The sequence below is a fragment of the uncultured Pseudosulfitobacter sp. genome (genome assembly GCF_963976325.1).
In the GTDB taxonomy this organism is placed as follows: Bacteria; Pseudomonadota; Alphaproteobacteria; order Rhodobacterales; family Rhodobacteraceae; genus Pseudosulfitobacter.
This window is the reverse complement of record NZ_CAXBJW010000003.1, coordinates 307,427-326,865: the sequence shown is the minus strand read 5'-3', so window position 1 is coordinate 326,865 and position 19,439 is coordinate 307,427. Positions and strand designations below refer to the sequence as shown.

18 protein-coding genes are annotated in these 19,439 nt (G+C 63.3%); 14 read left to right on the top strand and 4 right to left on the bottom strand.

Features of this window, described 5'->3' with window-relative positions:
* Positions 1 to 144: 144 nt before the first annotated feature.
* The 8 genes from AAC077_RS12680 (at position 145) to AAC077_RS12645 (ending at position 10,305) form a co-directional block, all read left to right on the top strand.
* On the top strand, positions 145 to 1,419 hold the full coding sequence (locus AAC077_RS12680; protein WP_339770125.1) for a sarcosine oxidase subunit beta family protein: 1,275 nt from the start codon (positions 145 to 147) through the stop codon (positions 1,417 to 1,419).
* 84 nt (positions 1,420 to 1,503) lie between these two features.
* Positions 1,504 to 1,767, top strand: coding sequence for a sarcosine oxidase subunit delta (locus tag AAC077_RS12675; RefSeq protein ID WP_339770123.1), 264 nt, complete (start codon positions 1,504 to 1,506; stop codon positions 1,765 to 1,767).
* On the top strand, positions 1,764 to 4,697 hold the full coding sequence (locus AAC077_RS12670; RefSeq protein WP_339770121.1) for a sarcosine oxidase subunit alpha family protein: 2,934 nt from the start codon (positions 1,764 to 1,766) through the stop codon (positions 4,695 to 4,697). Before AAC077_RS12675 ends, AAC077_RS12670 begins: the two co-directional genes overlap by 4 nt.
* Before the next feature lie 4 nt (positions 4,698 to 4,701).
* Positions 4,702 to 5,250 carry a sarcosine oxidase subunit gamma gene (locus AAC077_RS12665; protein ID WP_339770119.1) on the top strand — a complete coding sequence of 183 codons (549 nt, stop codon included), beginning with the start codon at positions 4,702 to 4,704 and terminating at the stop codon, positions 5,248 to 5,250.
* A 40-nt stretch (positions 5,251 to 5,290) separates the two neighbouring features.
* Complete coding sequence (locus tag AAC077_RS12660; RefSeq protein WP_339770117.1) at positions 5,291 to 5,599, top strand: hypothetical protein; 309 nt, start codon at positions 5,291 to 5,293, stop codon at positions 5,597 to 5,599.
* A 132-nt stretch (positions 5,600 to 5,731) separates the two neighbouring features.
* The gene (gene dnaG, locus AAC077_RS12655) at positions 5,732 to 7,717 is read left to right on the top strand and encodes a DNA primase (RefSeq protein ID WP_339770115.1); all 1,986 of its coding nucleotides are present in this window, start codon (positions 5,732 to 5,734) and stop codon (positions 7,715 to 7,717) included.
* A 134-nt stretch (positions 7,718 to 7,851) separates the two neighbouring features.
* Entirely contained in the window at positions 7,852 to 9,837 is a 1,986-nt protein-coding gene (gene rpoD, locus AAC077_RS12650) for an RNA polymerase sigma factor RpoD (protein WP_339770113.1), read from the top strand.
* 12 nt (positions 9,838 to 9,849) lie between these two features.
* A complete protein-coding gene (locus AAC077_RS12645) occupies positions 9,850 to 10,305 on the top strand; it encodes a DCC1-like thiol-disulfide oxidoreductase family protein (protein ID WP_339770111.1) in 456 nt (151 codons plus the stop codon).
* Positions 10,306 to 10,313: 8 nt separating this feature from the next.
* On the opposite strand, the gene AAC077_RS12640 is transcribed toward AAC077_RS12645, so the two are convergent.
* Positions 10,314 to 10,988 carry an SDR family NAD(P)-dependent oxidoreductase gene (locus tag AAC077_RS12640; protein ID WP_339770109.1) on the bottom strand — a complete coding sequence of 225 codons (675 nt, stop codon included), beginning with the start codon at positions 10,986 to 10,988 and terminating at the stop codon, positions 10,314 to 10,316.
* 125 nt (positions 10,989 to 11,113) lie between these two features.
* Here AAC077_RS12640 and AAC077_RS12635 point away from each other — a divergent pair, with 125 nt between their 5' ends.
* The 5 genes from AAC077_RS12635 to ribD all read left to right on the top strand — a co-directional run bounded on the left by AAC077_RS12635 (position 11,114) and on the right by ribD (position 14,111).
* Positions 11,114 to 11,533 carry a hypothetical protein gene (locus tag AAC077_RS12635; protein ID WP_339770107.1) on the top strand — a complete coding sequence of 140 codons (420 nt, stop codon included), beginning with the start codon at positions 11,114 to 11,116 and terminating at the stop codon, positions 11,531 to 11,533.
* Complete coding sequence (locus tag AAC077_RS12630; protein WP_339770105.1) at positions 11,530 to 11,937, top strand: hypothetical protein; 408 nt, start codon at positions 11,530 to 11,532, stop codon at positions 11,935 to 11,937. Before AAC077_RS12635 ends, AAC077_RS12630 begins: the two co-directional genes overlap by 4 nt.
* A gap of 51 nt (positions 11,938 to 11,988) precedes the next feature.
* Complete coding sequence (locus tag AAC077_RS12625) at positions 11,989 to 12,405, top strand: secondary thiamine-phosphate synthase enzyme YjbQ (protein WP_339770103.1); 417 nt, start codon at positions 11,989 to 11,991, stop codon at positions 12,403 to 12,405.
* 138 nt (positions 12,406 to 12,543) lie between these two features.
* Complete coding sequence (gene nrdR / locus AAC077_RS12620) at positions 12,544 to 13,011, top strand: transcriptional regulator NrdR (protein ID WP_028958686.1); 468 nt, start codon at positions 12,544 to 12,546, stop codon at positions 13,009 to 13,011.
* A complete protein-coding gene (gene ribD / locus AAC077_RS12615) occupies positions 13,008 to 14,111 on the top strand; it encodes a bifunctional diaminohydroxyphosphoribosylaminopyrimidine deaminase/5-amino-6-(5-phosphoribosylamino)uracil reductase RibD (RefSeq protein WP_339770101.1) in 1,104 nt (367 codons plus the stop codon). Before nrdR ends, ribD begins: the two co-directional genes overlap by 4 nt.
* 9 nt (positions 14,112 to 14,120) lie before the next feature.
* Here the strand turns inward: ribD and AAC077_RS12610 are convergent, their stop codons facing one another.
* The 3 genes from AAC077_RS12610 to AAC077_RS12600 form a co-directional block, all read right to left on the bottom strand.
* Positions 14,121 to 16,130 carry a capsular polysaccharide biosynthesis protein gene (locus tag AAC077_RS12610; protein ID WP_339770300.1) on the bottom strand — a complete coding sequence of 670 codons (2,010 nt, stop codon included), beginning with the start codon at positions 16,128 to 16,130 and terminating at the stop codon, positions 14,121 to 14,123.
* A 24-nt stretch (positions 16,131 to 16,154) separates the two neighbouring features.
* On the bottom strand, positions 16,155 to 17,288 hold the full coding sequence (locus AAC077_RS12605; protein WP_339770099.1) for a polysaccharide biosynthesis/export family protein: 1,134 nt from the start codon (positions 17,286 to 17,288) through the stop codon (positions 16,155 to 16,157).
* 115 nt (positions 17,289 to 17,403) lie between these two features.
* On the bottom strand, positions 17,404 to 18,696 hold the full coding sequence (locus AAC077_RS12600) for a capsular biosynthesis protein (protein WP_339770098.1): 1,293 nt from the start codon (positions 18,694 to 18,696) through the stop codon (positions 17,404 to 17,406).
* A 154-nt stretch (positions 18,697 to 18,850) separates the two neighbouring features.
* Here AAC077_RS12600 and AAC077_RS12595 point away from each other — a divergent pair, with 154 nt between their 5' ends.
* The gene (locus AAC077_RS12595; RefSeq protein WP_339770096.1) at positions 18,851 to 19,438 is read left to right on the top strand and encodes a riboflavin synthase; all 588 of its coding nucleotides are present in this window, start codon (positions 18,851 to 18,853) and stop codon (positions 19,436 to 19,438) included.
* Position 19,439: the final 1 nt, after the last annotated feature.

The following is a 19,439-nucleotide window of genomic DNA, read 5'->3' as shown; positions in this document are numbered from 1 at the left end:
TTCAAGATGGCGGTTTGCTGCCGCATTTCCTGTCGCTGGCTGGCCGGTCCGTGTCGGAAATCTGTTCAAGGTCGCGTTGCCCCATTGATACTTCTGCCTTGATGCGACAGCCTGCCGCTGTGCACTTCGGGGAGACAACAGGCCATGGGCTTTGATCGGCTGACAAAAGGGTTTTCCGGCCTGCGGGTTCTGAAAGAAGGCCTTACAGGCAACAAAGGCTGGACGCCGCACTGGCGCGATCCTGATCCGAAGCCCGAATATGACATCATCATTATCGGCGGCGGCGGTCACGGGCTGGCCACGGCGCATTATCTGGCGTCGCAACACGGCATCACCAACGTGGCGGTTCTGGAAAAGGGATACCTTGGCGGCGGCAATGTGGGCCGCAACACCACCATCGTGCGCGCCAACTACATGCTGCCCGGAAATTCCGAGTTTTACAGCCATTCGCTGAAGCTGTGGGAAGGGCTGGAAGACGATCTGAACTACAACGTCATGCATTCCCAACGCGGCATCATCAACCTGTTCCATTCCGACGGCCAGCGCGACGGCTTTGCGCGGCGCGGCAACCAGATGATCGCACAGGGCGACGACGCGATCCTGCTGGACCGCGCGGGCGTGCAGCGTGTGCTGCCCTATCTGGATTTCGACCAGACGCGGTTCCCGATCTATGGCGGGCTCTATCACAAACGCGGCGGCACCGCGCGGCACGATGCGGTCGCCTGGGGCTTTGCCCGCGGGGCGGACAGCCGTGGCGTGGACCTGATCCAGCAATGCGAGGTCACCGGCATCGACATCGAAAACGGCGCAGTGCGCGGCGTGCAGACCACGCGCGGGGCGATCCGTGCGAAAAAGGTCGGCATGGTGGTCGCGGGCCGGTCCAGCCAGGTGGCAGCGATGGCCGGAATGCGTCTGCCCATCGAAAGCCACGTCTTGCAGGCCTTTGTCACCGAAGGGCTGAAACCCTGCATCGACCATGTGATCACCTATGGCATGGGCCACTTCTACATCAGTCAGTCCGACAAGGGCGGGCTGGTCTTTGGCGGCGATCTGGACCTGTATTCCAGCTATGCCAGCCGCGGCAACCTGCCCACCGCCGAACACGTGGCCGAGGCGGCGATGACCCTGATGCCGGTGATCGGCAAGGCCAAGATGCTGCGCAGTTGGGGCGGGATCATGGACATGACGCCCGACGGCTCGCCGGTGATCGACCGGACGCATATCGACGGGCTCTACGTGAACTGTGGCTGGTGCTATGGCGGGTTCAAGGCGACACCGGCGTCGGGCCACACATTCGCGCATTTGCTGGCCACCGACACACCGCATCCGGTTGCGGCCAAGCTGCGGCTGGACCGGTTCCGCACGGGGCGCGGGATTTTGGACGAAGAGGCCACCGGGTCTCAGCACAATCTGCACTAGCGTCCGGGGCTTCTGACGGGAGCCTGGGCCACGGATTTTTGAACCAGAGAAGATGCGCACGTGGCGCATCAAGGGGAACTGAACATGCGCTTGCCTTGTCCGATCTGCGGAGAACGGGACCGACGCGAATTTTACTATCAGGGCGCAGCCGTGGCGCTGAACCGGCCCGCACCCGATGCGGATGCCGATGCGTGGCAGGATTATGTATACCTGCGCGAGAACCAGCCCGGCGATCTGGACGAGTTGTGGAGCCATGACGCAGGCTGTGGCGCCTGGCTGGTGGTGACACGCAATACGGTGACCCACGCGGTCCTGGGCGCGAAGCTGGCGTCGGAGGCCGCGCAATGAGGGTTTCGGGCAAGGGGCGCATCGACCGCAACACCACGGTGCATTTCCGTTTCGACGGGGTCGAATATCAGGGGTTCGACGGTGACACCGTCGCCTCGGCGTTGCTGGCAAACGATGTGCGGCTGATGGGACGGTCGTTCAAATATCACCGCCCGCGCGGCGTGCTGACCGCAGGCAGCGAAGAGCCCAACGCGCTGATGACCGTGGGCGTGGGTGCGGGGCGCGAACCCAACGTGCGCGCCACTGTGCAAGAGTTGTACGAGGGGCTGGAGGTGCGGTCGCAGAACGCGTTTCCGTCGCTCGCGTTCGACATGATGGCGGTCAACGATCTGGCGGCGCCGTTCCTGTCGGCGGGCTTCTACTACAAGACATTCATGTGGCCGCGTGCCTTTTGGGAAAAGCTGTACGAACCTGTGATCCGACGCGCCGCCGGTCTGGGGGCGCTCAGCGGTGCGGCGGATCAGGATCGGTACGAAAAGGCCTATGCCTTTTGCGATCTTTTGGTGATTGGCGCGGGGCCTGCGGGGCTGATGGCGGCACTGGTCGCGGCGCGGTCGGGGGCCGATGTGATCCTGGCGGACGAAGACGCCCAGATGGGCGGGCGGCTGCTGGCCGAGACGGACACCGTGGACGGGCTGGCGGGGGCCGACTGGGCCGCCGATGTGCTGGCCGAACTGGCGGGTATGGACAATGTGCGCCTGATGACCCGCACCACGGTCACGGGCGCTTATGATCAGGGCACTTTCGGCGCGCTGGAACGTGTCTCGCATCACATTGCCCGCCCCGACGGGCGGCTGCCTCGCGAGACGTTCTGGCGCATCGTTGCGCAGCGCAGCATTCTGGCGGCGGGGGCGTTGGAACGGCCCATCGCGTTCCAGAACAACGACCGCCCCGGGATCATGACGGCGGGGGCGGTGCGCGCCTATCTGAACCGTTGGGGGGTGGCACCGGGCAAGGCCGTCACGGTATTCGCCAACAACGACGCGGCCCACCGCACCGCGTTGGACCTGATTGACGCGGGCGTACACGTGACGGCGGTTCTGGACAGCCGCACCGACGCGCAGGCGCAGGGTGACTATCGCCTGATCCGTGGCGCGCAGGTGTGCAACAGCACCGGCCGCACCGGGCTGGATGCGATCACCTACCGGACCACCTCGGGGCAAGAGAAGCTGGCGACCGACTGTCTGGCCATGTCCGGCGGCTGGAACCCGACGGTGCACATGACCTGTCACATGAACGGGCGGCCCACGTGGGACGAAACCATCGCCAGCTTTGTGCCGACCGCAGGGTCGATCCCCGGCATGACGGTCGCAGGCGCGGCGCTGGGCGTGTTCTCGGTTCAGGGCTGCCTGGCATCCGGTGCCGATGCGGCGCGGACGGTTCTGAAAGAGCTTGGCCGGTCGGTGGCAGATGTCGAGGTGCCGGTGGCCGACGACGCCGCCTATGCGATTGCCCCGCTGTGGGCGGTTGCAGGCAAGGGGCGCGCGTGGCTGGATTTCCAGAACGACGTGACGGTCAAGGATGTCAAACAGGCGGCCACCGAAAACTTTCGCTCGGTCGAGCATATGAAACGCTATACCACGCAAGGGATGGCGACGGATCAGGGCAAGAACTCGAACGTCACCGCGTTGGCCGTGCTGGCCGATGCGACGGGGCGCGGCATTCCCGAAACCGGCACCACCACCTTCCGCCCGCCCTATACGCCGGTCACACTGGCCGCCTTGGGCGCAGGGGCACGCGGCAAGGGGTTTGCGCCCGAACGGCACACCACATCCCACGCCGCCAGCGTCGCCATGGGCGCGCCGATGATCGAGGCAGGGCTGTGGTATCGCCCCAGCTACTTCCCCCGCAAGGGAGAGAGCAACTGGCGACAGTCCTGCGACCGCGAGGTCGGCTTTGTCCGCAATACGGTGGGCGTTTGCGACGTGTCCACGCTGGGCAAGATCGACATTCAGGGGCCGGATGCCGCCAAGCTGCTGGATTTTGCCTATACCAACATGTTTTCCACGCTCAAGGTCGGGCGTGTGCGTTATGGGCTGATGCTGCGCGAAGACGGGTTCGTGATGGACGACGGCACCACCGCGCGGCTGGACGAGACGCATTTTGTCATGACCACGACGACGGCTGCGGCGGGGCCGGTGATGCGCCATCTTGAGTTTATCACCCAAGTGCACCACCCCGAATGGGACGTGCGGATCATGTCGGTGACCGAACAATGGGCGCAGTTTGCCATCGCCGGCCCCAAATCGCGCGATCTGGTGAACGGGCTGATCGAAAGCCCCATCGACAATGACAACTGGCCGTTCATGGCCTGCGGTCCGGTTCGGGTGGCAGGGATCGACGCGCGGCTGTTCCGCATCTCGTTCTCGGGGGAACATGCCTATGAACTGGCGGTGCCCGCCCGCTATGGCGATGCGCTGTTCCGCGTATTGGTCAAACGGGCCGAGGCGCTGGACGGCGGGGCCTATGGCATGGAGGCGCTGAACGTGCTGCGGGTGGAAAAGGGGCATATCACCCATTCCGAAATTCACGGGCGCACCACGGCGTTTGACATCGGCATGGAACGGATGATCTCGGCCAAAAAGGACTGCATCGGCAAGACGATGGCCGCCCGCGACGGGCTGCTGGACGACGACCGCGAGCAATTGGTGGGGCTCAAACCCGTGGGCGCGATCAAGAAACTGACCGCAGGCGCACACCTGTATCCCGAAGGGGCCGATGCGGTGCCTGACACCGATCAGGGCTATGTGACCTCGGCGGCGTTCTCGCCCGACTTTGGCCACTACATCGCGCTGGGCTTTGTGCGCGGCGGTGCGGCGCGGCATGGCGACCGGTTGCGTCTGGTGGATGCCATGCGCGGCATCGACACGGTGGTCGAGGTGTGCGCCCCTGTGTTCATTGACCCCGAAGGAGGCCGCGTGCGCGGGTGATGATATGGCTGATACACTGACCCTGACCGCCACAACGCCCTGCTACGGGCTGCTGCCCAAGACGCTGGGCACCTGCACGCTGACGGAAACCGACCTTGGCACGCTGACCTCGGTGGCGCCGTTCAAGGGCGCGGCCCTCTCTGATGCGCTCAAGGCCGCCCACGGCATGACGTTCCCCGCGCCGAACCGCGCCACGGGCAAGGCGGGCGCGCGTGCCATCTGGTTTGGCCGCGACATGGCCCTGCTGGCAGGCCCCGCGCCCGATCCGGCGCTGACGGAAATGGCCGCGCTGACCGATCAGTCCGACGCATGGACCTGCGTAACCCTGTCGGGCGAAGACGCAGGCGCCGTGCTGTCGCGGCTGGTGCCGGTCAACCTGTCGCCTGCCACCTTCAAACAGGGCCACACCGCGCGCACCCAACTGGGGCACATGAATGCATCCATCACCCGCACCGGCGCGGACACCTTCCTGATCCTTGTCTTCCGAAGCATGGCTGCAACACTGGTTCACGATCTTGTCACGGCGATGGAAAGCCTGGCCGCACGGCACTAAGTTGCACCAAACAACACTCGCAGTCCTAAAGAGGCCCGCTATGAAACGTATGTTAATGATTGCCACACTGGCCGCCACCAGCCTGTCCACCGCTTCGCTGGCGGCTGACACCAAGGAACAAAGCTGTGCCTATCAAGCCGACATCGTGTCGGCTGTTCAGGCCGCGCGCGCGGACGGGGTCAAGGAACAGAAGGTTTCCGAGACCATCCTGGCCGCCGACCACAGTTGGCCCGAAGGCTACGACGCCGCGATCCCGATCATCACCCCTTGGGTGTACGAGCAAAAGCGCAAAGACCTGAAAACCAAGGACTTTGCCGCCGCCTGGTCCGAGCTTTGCCTTCAGCAATAAACGCGCCATTTCTTTTGGCCCAAAATATCCCCGCCGGAGGCTCCCGCAGTCCCGGCCGGGCACCACGCCTGAATTGAGGTCACATCGCGCCGCATCTGGACTCTGACGCATAGCGATACGATATAATAGGGCATGAGCCTGCCCCCCGGATTCCTTGACGAACTGCGCACCCGCCTCAGCCTTGGACAGGTTGTGGGCCGGAAAGTCATGTGGGACAGCCGCAAATCCAATCAGGCCAAGGGCGACCTGTGGGCGCCATGCCCGTTCCATCAGGAAAAATCCGCCAGCTTTCACGTGGATGACCGCAAGGGGTTCTATTATTGCTTTGGCTGCCATGCCAAAGGCGACGCGATTTCGTTCGTGCGCGAGACAGAGAACGTCGATTTCATGGAAGCCGTGCGCATTCTGGCAGGCGAGGCCGGGATGCCGATGCCCCAGCGCGATCCGCAGGCCCAGCAAAAGGCCGACACCCGCACGCAACTGGCCGAGGTCATGGAACAGGCGGTGCAATACTACCGGCTGCAACTGAAAACCGGCGTGGCGTCGGATGCGCGGGCCTATCTTGAGCGGCGCGGCCTGAGCCAGCAGGCGCTGGACCGATGGGAGATCGGCTTTGCCCCCGATGCGTGGCAGGGGCTGTGGGACCATCTGAAGTCGAAGAACATCAGCGACGAGTTGATCATCGGCGCGGGTCTGGCCAAGCCCAGCCAGAAGGGTGGCAAGCCCTATGACACGTTCCGGGGCCGTATCATGTTCCCGATCCGCGATGCGCGCGGGCGCTGCACGGCGTTCGGGGGCCGCGCGATGGACCCGAACGACAATGCCAAATATCTGAATTCGCCCGAAACCGAACTGTTCGACAAGGGCCGCAGCCTGTACAACCACGGCCCCGCGCGTACCGCGGCCGGCAAGGGCCAGCCGCTGATCGTGGCCGAGGGGTACATGGACGTGATCGCCCTGTCCGAGGCCGGGTTCGAGGCCGCCGTTGCCCCCTTGGGCACCGCGATCACCGAAAGCCAGCTGCAAATGCTGTGGCGCATCGCACCCGAACCGATCATCGCGCTGGACGGCGACACCGCCGGTTTGCGCGCAGCGATGCGGTTGATTGACCTGTCGCTGCCACTGGTCGAGGCGGGGCAATCCTTGCGGTTTGCGATGATGCCCGAGGGCAAGGACCCCGACGATTTGCTGAAATCCTCGGGCGCGCCTGCGCTGCAAAAGCTGCTGGACGAGGCGATGCCGATGGTGCGCCTGCTGTGGCAACGCGAGACCGAGGGCCGCGTGTTCGACAGCCCCGAGCGCAAGGCGGCGCTGGACAAGGCGTTGCGCGACAAGATCAAGACCATCGCCGACCCGTCGATCCGCAACCACTATGGTCAGGAGATCAAGGAGCTGCGTTTCCAGTTGTTCCGCCCGCAGCGCGCGGCGTCGGGACAGCGCCGAACAGGCGGACAGCGCACCGGTGGCGGCTTTGGCAAATGGCAACCGGCGCCGGTGCCGCTGCAATCGACCAAATCGTCGGCACTGGCCACCGGCACCGGCGATGCCGTCACCCACATGCTGCGCGAATCGGTCATTCTGGCGGCGCTGATCACCTGCCCGCAAGTCGTCGAAAGCTTTGAAACACCACTGGAAAGGCTGCGTTGTATCAACCCTGACAACGCCGCCCTGCGCGACCTGATTCTGCGCCACGCGCACGAGGGCGCCGAGGTGTTGCGCGAAAAGATTTCCAGCGCACGCGGCCCCGAAGCCCTTGAAAACCTTCTGAATGCAAGCCATGTGGCAATTGTTCCGTGCATCCGTACCCCCGGCAACGCCGACATGGCCCGCATCACCGTGGCCGAAGAGCTTGCAAAACTCTCCGCGGCACGCGGACTGGACGCCGAGATCGCCGACGCCGCCGAAGACCTGACCGGCGTGGCCGACGAAGGCGTGACATGGCGGCTGAGCCAGGCCGCCGAGGCCGCAGACAGCGCCAACCGCAGCACCCAGAAGGAGGGCAGTGGAGACTTTGTAACTGCCGACAACGGCGTGAAGATGGAAAAAGATGAAGTGACCCGCAGTCGCGCTATGTTCGATGCTATCGACTTCTCAAAGCGGGGCAGAAAACAACACTAACAAGGTTTTCGTTGGGATTCCTTGAGGAAATGCCGTTACACGGGTGGCCGAATCACCCGAATCGTGAATGATTCCCTGTTAGCCGAATCACTTAAGGGTGATTCGCGACAGGAGTGCTTGAACAGGAGCAACCGATGGCCGCGAAAGATACAAACGACGACGCCAAGACCGACGATTCCGATACCGGTCATTCGCTCGACATGAGCCAGGCGGCCGTCAAGAAGATGATCGCCGAAGCCCGCGAAAAGGGCTACATCACCTATGACCAGCTGAACCACGTTCTGCCCCCCGATCAGGTCAGTTCCGAGCAAATCGAAGACGTGATGTCGATGCTGTCCGAGATGGGCATCAACATCATCGAGGACGAAGAAGCCGAGGACGAAGAGGGCAAAGGCTCGACCGAGCTGGCGACGACCGAAGGCACCCGCGAAATCACGCTGGGTTCGGGCACGTCTGAAAAACTGGACCGCACCGACGATCCGGTGCGCATGTACCTGCGCGAGATGGGCAGCGTGGAATTGCTGAGCCGCGAGGGCGAGATCGCCATCGCCAAACGCATCGAGGCCGGCCGCAACACCATGATCGCGGGCCTGTGCGAAAGCCCGCTGACCTTTCAGGCGATCACCATCTGGCGCGACGAACTTCTGTCCGAGGACATTCTGCTGCGCGATGTGATCGACCTTGAGGCGACATTCGGCGACCAGTTGGGGGATGAGGTCGGGAACGAACCGGTTGTGTCCGGCGGCAGTTCCGACACGCAGAAATCGGGCGAAGGGGCCAAGACCGAGCTGGATGCCGACGGCAACCCGATTGCCAGCGATGACGATGATGACGAAGACGAACAGGCCAACATGTCCCTGGCCGCGATGGAAGCTGCGCTGAAGCCGCAGGTTCTCGAGGCGCTGGACATCATTGCCGACGATTACGTCAAACTGTCGCAAATGCAGGACAGCCGCATCTCGGCCACGCTGAACGAAGATTCCAGCTTTAGCGAAGTTGACGAGACGACCTATCAAAAGCTGCGGTCCGAGATCGTGCTGCTGGTGAACGAACTGCACCTGCACAACAACCGGATCGAAGCGTTGATCGACCAGTTGTACGGCATCAACCGCCGCATCATGCAGATCGACAGCGCCATTGTGAAACTGGCGGATCAGGCGCGGATCAACCGCAAGGAATTCGTCGACGCCTATCGCGGTCACGAGCTTGACCCCAACTGGATGGACCGGATGGGCGAAAAGTCCGGTCGCGGCTGGCAGATGTTCATCGAACGCTCGGCGGACAAGGTTGACGAATTGCGCACCGATATGGCGCAGGTCGGCCAATACGTCGGTCTGGATATTTCCGAATTCCGCCGCATCGTGCAGCAGGTTCAGAAGGGCGAAAAAGAAGCCCGCCAAGCCAAGAAGGAAATGGTCGAGGCGAACCTGCGTCTGGTGATCTCGATCGCCAAGAAATACACCAACCGCGGCCTGCAATTCCTGGACCTGATCCAGGAAGGCAACATCGGCCTGATGAAGGCCGTTGATAAATTCGAATACCGTCGCGGTTACAAATTCTCGACCTATGCGACATGGTGGATCCGTCAGGCGATCACGCGCTCGATCGCCGATCAGGCGCGCACCATCCGTATTCCGGTGCACATGATCGAAACGATCAACAAGCTGGTCCGCACCGGCCGCCAGATGCTGCACGAGATCGGCCGCGAACCGACGCCCGAGGAATTGGCAGAAAAGCTGCAAATGCCTTTGGAAAAAGTCCGCAAGGTCATGAAGATCGCCAAAGAGCCGATTTCGCTGGAAACGCCCATCGGCGACGAGGAAGACAGCCAACTGGGCGATTTCATCGAGGACAAGAATGCCGTGCTGCCCTTGGACAGCGCCATTCAGGAAAACCTCAAGGAAACGACCACACGGGTGCTGGCATCGCTGACCCCGCGCGAGGAACGTGTTTTGCGGATGCGTTTTGGCATCGGCATGAACACCGACCACACGCTGGAAGAAGTCGGCCAACAGTTCAGCGTGACCCGCGAACGTATCCGCCAGATCGAAGCCAAGGCGCTGCGCAAGCTGAAACACCCCAGCCGGTCGCGCAAGCTGCGGTCGTTCCTGGATCAGTAAGCGTCAGGGCAGATGTCCCGTCCGGTTGACGTCCTGCCACAGACACAGGTCGCGGTCCTTGCGGGCCGCGACCTGATTGTTTTTGACGGCGAATGTGTGCTGTGTTCGGGGTTCTTCCGCTTTGTGCTGCGCCATGATCACGCGGAACGGTTCAGCTTTGCCACCGCGCAGTCGCCGCTGGGGCAGGCGCTGTATCGGGCGCTGGGTCTGAACCCGACCGCGTTTCAGACCAATCTGGTGATCGTAAACGGACGCATCTACGAAGAACTGGATGCTTTTGCGGCGGCGATGTCGGTGCTGGGCTGGCCGTGGCGCGCGCTGGCGGTGGCGCGGTTTATTCCCGCCCCCATCAAGCACCCGTTGTACCGGCTGATCGCCCGCAACCGATATCGCCTGTTCGGGCGCTACGACACCTGCATGGTGCCTGCGCCGGAGGTCAGGGCGCGATTCATCGACACCGCGCCCTGACTCTTGGCTTAATTCGCCGGCATCAGGAACACTTCGCGCACCGCGTTGCGTGGGTTGGCGTTCAGCGCGTGGACCACGGCGTCGGCCACGTCCTCGGGTTGCAGCTTGTCGGGCTTGGCTTCGTCAAAGAACGCGGTGTTCACCATGCCGGGCGCGATCACAGTGCAACGTCCGCCCCATTCTTTCATCTCGTCGGCCAGATTGCCGCCATAGCCGTGAACGAACCACTTGGATGCGCCGTAAATCGACCCTTTGATGTGGGTGCGCCCTGCGGCTGATCCGGTCAATACCATGTGCCCTTTGACCGGTTTCAGATGCGGCAGGGCCACCTTGGCCGTGTAAAGCAGCGCCATGATGTTCAGGTGGATCAGGTCATGCCATTCCTGCGGGTCGCCGTTTTCGGTGCCGGGCGTGTTCAGCCCCATGCCCGCGTTGGCATAGGCCGCGTGCACCCCGCCAAACTTGTCCGCCAGCTTGTCGATGGCGGCCTGTTGTTGATCCAGATCGGTGGCGTCGCCGGGCAGGGCCAGCGCCTGATCCCCGATGTCATCAGCCAAGGCGTTCAGCTTGTCCTCAGACCGTGCGAACAGTCCGACGTTCCAGCCTGCCGCCGCTGCCGCACGTGCCGTTGCAGCCCCGATACCCGAGGACGCGCCGGTGATGAAAAGTGTTTTGCTGGTCATATCTGTCTCCTTTAATAAGCTTCATGCGTCCAACGCCTCAGCCGGCCATATGTTCAGTGACGTGCATGTGATTTGGGCCTTACGTCACGTGCGCTATGTTAGGGTGACAGGACAGGAGTTTTGATATGGTTCGCTTTCCCATTCTGGCCGGCGCCGCGCTGGCCGTGACAGCATTGCCCGTGGCCGCCCAAGTGGTGTCCGCTTTTTCCGAACCTCGGTTGCCGGTTAACCGCCTGTCGAACACCACATTCGAAGTGATCGAGAAATACGGCGCAGGCCCGCGCCAGATCTGGTGTGCGGCGGCGGATTACGCGATCAACACCTTGGGGGATGACCGTGGGCGTATTTATGTGGTGACACCACGTGGTCCGGCGCAGACGGCGGCGGGGGCCAAGGGCGTCGCCTTTTCCACCCAAGACCCAGGGATTGCGGTTAGCACCGGCTATTCGGTGACCACGGATGTGGCAGGGGCCAACTTGCTGATCATTCATGCGGAACAGTTCTGCAACGATTATCTGATCGAACCCGGAGACACGCTGCCATGATGCGTATGATTGCCCTGCCGATCGCTCTTGCTCTGGCCGCCCCGCTGTCGGCGCAAGGGTTTACTGCGCCGAACGACCTGAGCGTTGCCGCCATGTCCGGCGACCGGTTCGAGGTGATCGAGGCCAGTGGCATCGGTGCCACGGGTCTGTGGTGCGCCGCGGGCGCATATGCGCATTCGGCGTTGCAGGCCCCGGATAATGCACAGCTTTACGTGGTTTCGGCACGCGCTGAAAGTCAGGCTGCCGCGGGTCGCAAGGCCGTTACCTATGCGCTGAACCCAGAAGATACTGCGCCCCGTCCAGCTGTCATTTTGTTGATGTCCACGTATACGCCGGGGTCCTTTCTGTCTGTGGGCCATGCGCGCACGTTGTGCTCTTATGCGCGCTCGCCGGGCGGCAGGTAGACGGTCAGGGAACCGCTTGCAGCCCCTGTCGGACTGCGGCACCCTGACCCCATGCAGACACAGTTCCACATCGACACGCAGGGCCCCGGCCTGACAGAATTTACCGACACCGTCGCGCGCTGGCTGCGCGGACAGGGCGATGGGCTGTTGACGCTTTTGGTGCAACACACCTCGGCATCGCTGTTGATACAGGAAAACGCCGACCCCGAAGTGCAGACCGACCTGCACAACTATTTCGCACGGTTGGTGCCGCCCACCACCGATCCGTCGATGGCCTATCTGACCCACACTTACGAAGGCCCCGACGATATGCCCGCCCATATCAAGGCGGCAATGCTGCCGGTGTCGCTGTCTGTTCCAGTGACGGCGGGGCGCATGGTTCTGGGCACGTGGCAGGGCATCTATTTGTTTGAACACCGCAACCGCCCCCATCAGCGCAAAGTGGCGGCACATTTTCGGGCGGATTAGGCGGTTGGGCGCGAAAACCGGCGGCTTATCTAGCGGTGGCATTTCCCCCCTACCCAAAACCTAGGGAACCCCCTATAACTGTGGATAAGTGCGGGTCAAACCCCACAATACAGGCGGGACAGAATAAGGGGACAGGCAATGCGCTGCCCATTTTGCGGAAATATCGACACTCAGGTGAAAGACAGCCGACCGGCAGAGGATCATGTTTCGATCCGGCGCCGTCGTTTCTGTCCGGCATGCGGCGGCCGGTTCACCACCTACGAGCGGGTGCAATTGCGTGACCTTGTGGTCATCAAATCCAGCGGCAAACGCGAGGATTTTGACCGGGACAAGCTGGAGCGGTCCATTCGTATTTCGATGCAGAAACGCCCCATTGAACCCGAACGCATCGACCAGATGATCTCGGGCATCGTGCGGCGGCTGGAATCGCTGGGCGAAACCGACATCCCGTCGAAAAGCATCGGCGAAATCGTGATGGAGGCTCTGGCGCGCATCGACACCGTGGCCTATGTGCGATTTGCCAGCGTTTACAAGAATTTCCAGGCGGCTGATGACTTTGACAAGTTCGTGCAAGAACTGCGTCCCGACCAGCCCATGGATGAGTGAGCGCCGCATCTGACAGCCGCTACATGGCGCTGGCCCTGTCGCTTGGGCGACGGGGGCAGGGCAACACCGCCCCCAATCCGGCGGTGGGCTGTGTGATCGTGTCGGGCGACCGCATTGTCGGGCGCGGCTGGACCCAACCGGGCGGGCGACCCCATGCCGAAGTTGTGGCACTGGCCCAGGCTGGCGATGCGGCACGCGGGGCCACGGTTTATGTGACACTGGAACCTTGCGCCCATCACGGCCAGACCCCGCCCTGCGCGCAGGCGCTGATCGACGCGGGTGTGGCCCGTGTGGTGGTGGCCGTGGCCGATGCCGACGGGCGTGTGGACGGGCGTGGCCTTGCGATGCTGCGCGATGCGGGGATCGCTGTGGAAGAGGGGCTGCTTGCCAACAAGGCCTTTGCCGACATGGCCGGATTTTTTCGCCGTATCGTCACAGGTCGGCCCGAGGTGACCCTGAAACTGGCCAACAGCTTTGACGGGCGTATTGCCACCGGCACCGGCGAAAGCCAGTGGATCACAGGCGCGCAGGCGCGGCGGGTGGGCCATTCGATGCGCTTGCGGCATGATGCTGTGATGGTCGGTGGCGGCACTGCGCGCCATGACGATCCGTCGCTGACGGTGCGTGATATGGGGGTGACCCGCCAACCGGCGCGGGTGGTGGTGTCGCGCCGGTTGGATCTGCCAAAGCTGGGCAATCTGGCGCGCACGGCGCGGGAGGTTCCGCTGATCCTGTGCCACGGCAAGGACGCCGACCGCGACCTGCAAAAGGCATGGACCGAATTGGGCGCCGTGTTGTTGCCTTGTCAGGTTGCGAGCGGGCAGTTGGACACCCATGATGTGCTGACGCAACTGGGCGCGCACGGGTTGAACCGTGTCTATTGCGAAGGCGGCAGCGCGCTGGCCGCATCGCTGTTGGCGCATGATCTGGTGGACCGGCTGGTGGGCTTTACCGCGGGCCTGACCATTGGCGCCGAAGGGCTGCCGGGCGTCGGTGCGCTGGGCCTGGGCGCGCTGTCCGAGGCGCCGCGCTTTGACCTGGTCGAGACGCGGGCCGTGGGGCCGGATGTGATGCACATCTGGGAACGCGCCGAAGGCTAACTGACTGCCTTAACGCCACAAATGCGCGTATGAGGCAAACACACCCTGCACTTTCGCCACCAACCGGTTCAACGCTCCGGGGTGGGGCACGTCGCCTGTGGCCAGCCGTTCGGTGACAACCTCGGCAGGACAGGGCAGGCCGGTTTTCGGGTCGAAGTAGCGCGGGTAATCAATCAGCGTGGCGTGCACCAGTCCGGCCAGATCGGGCAGCGCACGGCGGCGTGGCGGCACGTCGCCGCGATCATCGGTCAGGCCCCAGCCCGCATAGAACGGCGCGCCGGTGGTGGTGACGGGCACGCCGCGGATCAACGCCTCGAAGCCGGTCAGCGATGTCATGGTCCACAAGCGGTCAACCTGTCCCAGAAGGGCCGCGATGTCGGTGCGGGTGGCAATCACGTCGGCTAGGCCGCTGGCGTCAAAGGCACCGGAGCGCAGGCCGGCCTCGACGTCGGGGTGGGGTTTATAGATCAGCGTGGCGTCGGGGTGTGCGGCGCGGGCGGCTTGCAGCAAGGCGAGATTTGTACATATTTCGCCCGCTCCTGTACGAATTGACGCGTCGTCTTCGACCTGTCCCACCACCAGTACACGGGGGCCATCCGGCAGGTCGGGCAGCGCACCGCCAAGGTTGTATTTGCCCAGGCCCGCATCGGTCAGCCTGCGCATCAGCGCCTCGGCGCGGGTGCGCTGGTCGGGGCGCAGGCTGGCGCGCTTTGCGATCAGGTGTTCCAGACGGCTGGGTTGCGTCGGATCGTAGTAAATGCCCAGATCATCCGTCACCAGCGACAAGGGCGGCACCAGTTCCGCCCCCAATCCGCGTGACCGCAAAAAGCCGTCCTCGACGCGCACGGCATCGTGGTGAGCGGCGGTGGCCTTGCCCGCCCAGACCATCCACGGGCGGCGGGTGTCGCGGGCGCGGGCGGGATCATCGACGAACACCATCCGTTTGTGACGGCCAAAGACCTGCTGCAAGGGTTTGCGTTTCCACAGGCGCATTCCGCTGGCGACCCAACCCTGATGGTCGGCCCGCCATGCGCGGGTCTGTGCGGCCAGCGTTTCAATCGCGGTTTCCGCACTGCACAGGCAGTCGCGGTAAGGATCGTACCATGTCGGATAGAGCAGCATCGCGCCTGCAAACAGTTGCGCACGGGTCAGGCTGCGCTGGCGGCGCTGGACAGGGAATTCGTCCGTGGTCAGGCCCCAGCCTGCATAGAACGGTTGGCCAAAGACGCGCGGTTTGTGGCCTGCGTAGATCGCCTCGAACCCCAGTTGCGACGACACGGTGTAGACGCCGATGGCCCCCTCGAACAGGGTCCAGGGGCTGATGGCGTCGTCGACCATCGTGATGCGGTCACTGCAATCGGCAGCGGTGAAATAGCCCTGCCGGAACCCTTGGGCGGTTTCGGGATGCGTCTTGATCAGGATCGGCGCACCGGGGTGTTCCTCTTGTGCGACGAACAGCATTTCCAGAAACCGGTTGCGGTCGGCGCCGCTGGCGCGGACCGAGGCGTCGCCGAAGGTTTGGTCGATCACCACCACATAGCCCGGCGGCAGGGCTGCGCGGGTGGTGTCGAATGCGGTGTACTTGGTCAGATGCGTCTCTTGCATCCGTGCAATACAGCCGCGTGCGCGGTTCAGCAGGGCGGTGTCGTCCAGCGGATTATCTCGCAGGATCTGTTCCAGATCGGACGGTTGCGCGGGGTCGAAATGGGCACCCGAATGGTCGATCAGCAAGCCAAGGGGGGGATCATCCGCCCGGCCCGACGCCCGCCCCGGATGCAGCGAACGCAGCCATGCGTCCTCGATCCGCACCAGCGGAGCACCGTGTTTGGCCGCCATCGCCGCGCCGCGGTGGGCGGTGGGGCTGTTGCCCCAGACACCGACCAGATCGCCGTCGCGCGGGATGCCCAAGGCGATGCGATACCCCGCCAGCGTCAGAATACGGCGCAGCCGCGGCTGAGTCAGAAAACCACCGTTGTAAACACAAAGCCGCCGGGCCTTTTCAGGTCCGGCGGCGTGCATGTCCTGCGGTGCAGGGATCAAGTGTCAGTTCCCGGCAAGGCTCGCCAGCGAATTGACGGAGCCCGCAGGTCCGGTCAGCGCCGAGAGGATCTTGGTGAACTGGGTGTATGGGGCTTCGGTCACGTACAGGGTATCGCCGTCGCGGATCAGGAAATCGCGCGCTTCGAACATGCCGTTGGGTTGGGTCAGGTCCAGAACATAGACCAGCCGCTGCGCCCCTTGCAGGTCGTTGCGGCCCAGAACCGAATTGGCAATCGGCGCCTCTTCGTTGCGCATGACGAAAATGCCGGTGGGGTCTGCCGTGGCGGGGTTCAGGCCCCCCACACGTGCGATGGCTTCCAGCGCGCTCATGTTCTGGCTTTCGAACGGAACGCGGGCCTGACCGCCGGTGGCACCCAGGGCGGTAAAGGCGCGGGTGTCTTCCTCGATCAGGATGCGGTCACCGGCGCGCAGGGCGATGTCCAGCTCGGGGTGGTCATAGAGGTCCTGCAACCAGATTTTGCCACGCGCGGTGCCACGGATCACGGTGATCTGCGCAATCTCGGGGGCGATGGTCACGCCGCCGGCACGGGCCAGCATGGCCCCCAGCGTGCGGGTGGGGCGTTCGATGGCATAGACGCCCTGACCGCCGACCGCGCCGATCAGCGACACGGTCGATCCGTCACCGGCGACGCGGCGCACTTCGACCTGGGGATCGGGGGTTTGATCGGCCAGCTTGGCGGTGATGATGCGGCGGATCGCTTCGGGGGTGTTGCCCGATGCCTTGATGCGGCCCGCGTAAGGAATAAAGATAAAGCCCGAGCCGTCGACCTGCACTTCTTCCAGTTGGGTCGCCGGTGATCCCTCGACGCCCAAAAGCGGGTCATCGACGTTTTCATAGATGGTCAGGCCCAGCACGTCGCCCGGCTGGATCGTGTCCGAGCCCAGTTGTGCCGCGTTTTTCAAGCTGTCGGAAAAGCCCAGCGCGGGCACCACGGATGTGGCACGGGTCACACGGTCATTCACGGCGACGATGAACGAGTCGCCCTGCCGTTGGACCGAACCTGCGAAAATCTGCCGTTTGTTGGGGCCAACCTGGGGCAAGCCACACGAGCTGACAACAGCCAAAACCGTCAGCAGCGCGACAGGGCGCGCCCACTTGGAACGATGGAATATCACTGCGCGGTCTCCTCGACCTATTTTATTCTGCCTCGAAATCCCCGATTGTTTCGGGGTATTTGGGATCAAGGTAGCCGAAACCAAACATAAAATCTACCGCTAGGGGTAGTGTTGTTCAGTTGACCAACCGCAACTGTTGCCTCGGTGCCGCGCTTCCCGATTTCAGCGCGTCATAGGGGTCTTCGGGGGACAGCATCATGTCGACAACATGGCGCAGCAGTTGCCGCCGCCCGCGCGCCGAATAGAAGCCGCCCGGCAGTTGCGAGGTTTCCAGCAGGTAGCGCCGGTAATCCTTGTAGGCCTTGTTGTCGGGGCGCGTGGCCCCTTTGAAAAAGTCGGGCAGCGCCTGATCCGACACAAATTCAGGCTGGTTGTAGACCGCATCGCCAAACACTTTCAGCGGGATGCCGCGCCACAGCACCTGTTGGCCTGCGGTCGAATTGACGGTGACGGCGCTGCGCGCTTCGTTCATCAGCCCGGCCAGCTTGCCGCCGCGCACGTAATGCACGCGGTCAGCGACGTTGTGGTCGCGCGCCAGCTTGCGCACGGCGCGGCGCACCGGCACGCGGCCGTCTTCCAGCGGGTGATCCTTGAATACAAGGTGATGGTGGCCCGGCGCGCCCTTGGCAAACCCTTCGATCACCACCTTGAGAAAGTCGGTCATCGTGTCAAAGGGCGAATGTTGCTGAAAGCTGGAATCGTGTTCCAGTTGCAGCAGCGCTAGATGATAGGGAAAGCCGCCGTGGCGCACCCGCAGCGTGCTGATCCGCCGGTCGATGGCATGGGCGGGCATCAGCAGCAGGCGGCGCACGTACAGTTGGAATTCCTTGGTTACGCTGATGCTGCGGTGCGGGCGGAAATTGCGATAGTCGCCGTTTCGGAACATCACGAACCAATGGTACAGCGCGCCGTAAAACACGTGCTGGCGCATGTCGCCCCAGTGGGCGGGGGGCAGCGGGGCCTCCATGTCGGACATGGCCAACGCCTTTTGCATCTGCGGGATGGTCATGGACATCAGCCGCGAATTGCCGTTGGTGCCGCCGCGTTCGTAGGTGACCCAATAGGGGCGCATGTAGCCTTCTTCAAACACATGCACCGTGATCCCGCGCCGCTTGGCCTCGGCCACGGCGGCGGCGTGGATCGGGCGGGTGTCGCCGTACAGCACGATGTCGGTGACCTTGCGCGCGGTGCACAGGTCGGCAAAGGTTTGCGGCCAATCCTCGGCGCTGCCGCGATAGGGGATATAGCTGGACGGATGGAACCAGAACGCACGGTCGCCCGCGTTAAAGCCGACACGGCACACGGTCACATCCGCGCGGCGCAGCATTTTTCCAAGACGGTTGAAAAATGGTCCGTGCGGGCCCTGCAAAAACAGGAAAACGCGATGTGGATCGGTGGCGCTGGTCATCTGTCCTCTGATACTTGGTTCGGGTTATCATTTACTGACCACTCAAATCCGGCTGAAATATGACTGTCGTCGGGCAATTGCGCAATGGTTGCGGGTCTTGCGTGTCTGGACAGGCACGTTTAGCTGGAAGGAACAGTTTCAGGGGGCATCGACCATGTTTACAGGGATCATCACCGATATTGGCAAAGTCGTCGCGCTGACACAGGCGGGCGACCTGCGCGCGCGGATTAAGACGGGCTATGACACGGATGGCATCGACATGGGCGCGTCCATCGCGTCGGATGGCGTCTGTCTGACCGTCGTGGCGCTGGGGGACGACTGGTACGACGTGGACATCAGCGCCGAGACGCTGTCCAAGACCAACCTTGGTGCATGGACCGAAGGCAAGCGGGTCAATCTGGAACGGGCGCTGAAGGTGGGTGACGAATTGGGCGGGCACATCGTGTCGGGCCATGTGGACGGCGTGGCCGAGGTGATTTCCGTCACCGATGAGGGCGACAGCACGCGGGTGCTGTTGCGCGCGCCGGCGGCGTTGTCGCGGTTCATCGCGCCCAAGGGGTCGGTGGCGCTGAACGGCACGTCGTTGACGGTGAACGAGGTTCAGGGCGATGTGTTTGGCATCAACTTTATCCCCCACACCAAGGAAATGACGACATGGGGCGACGTGGCCGTGGGCGATGCGGTCAACCTTGAGATTGACACGCTGGCGCGCTACGTCGCGCGGCTGGCCGAAGCGGGCTGAG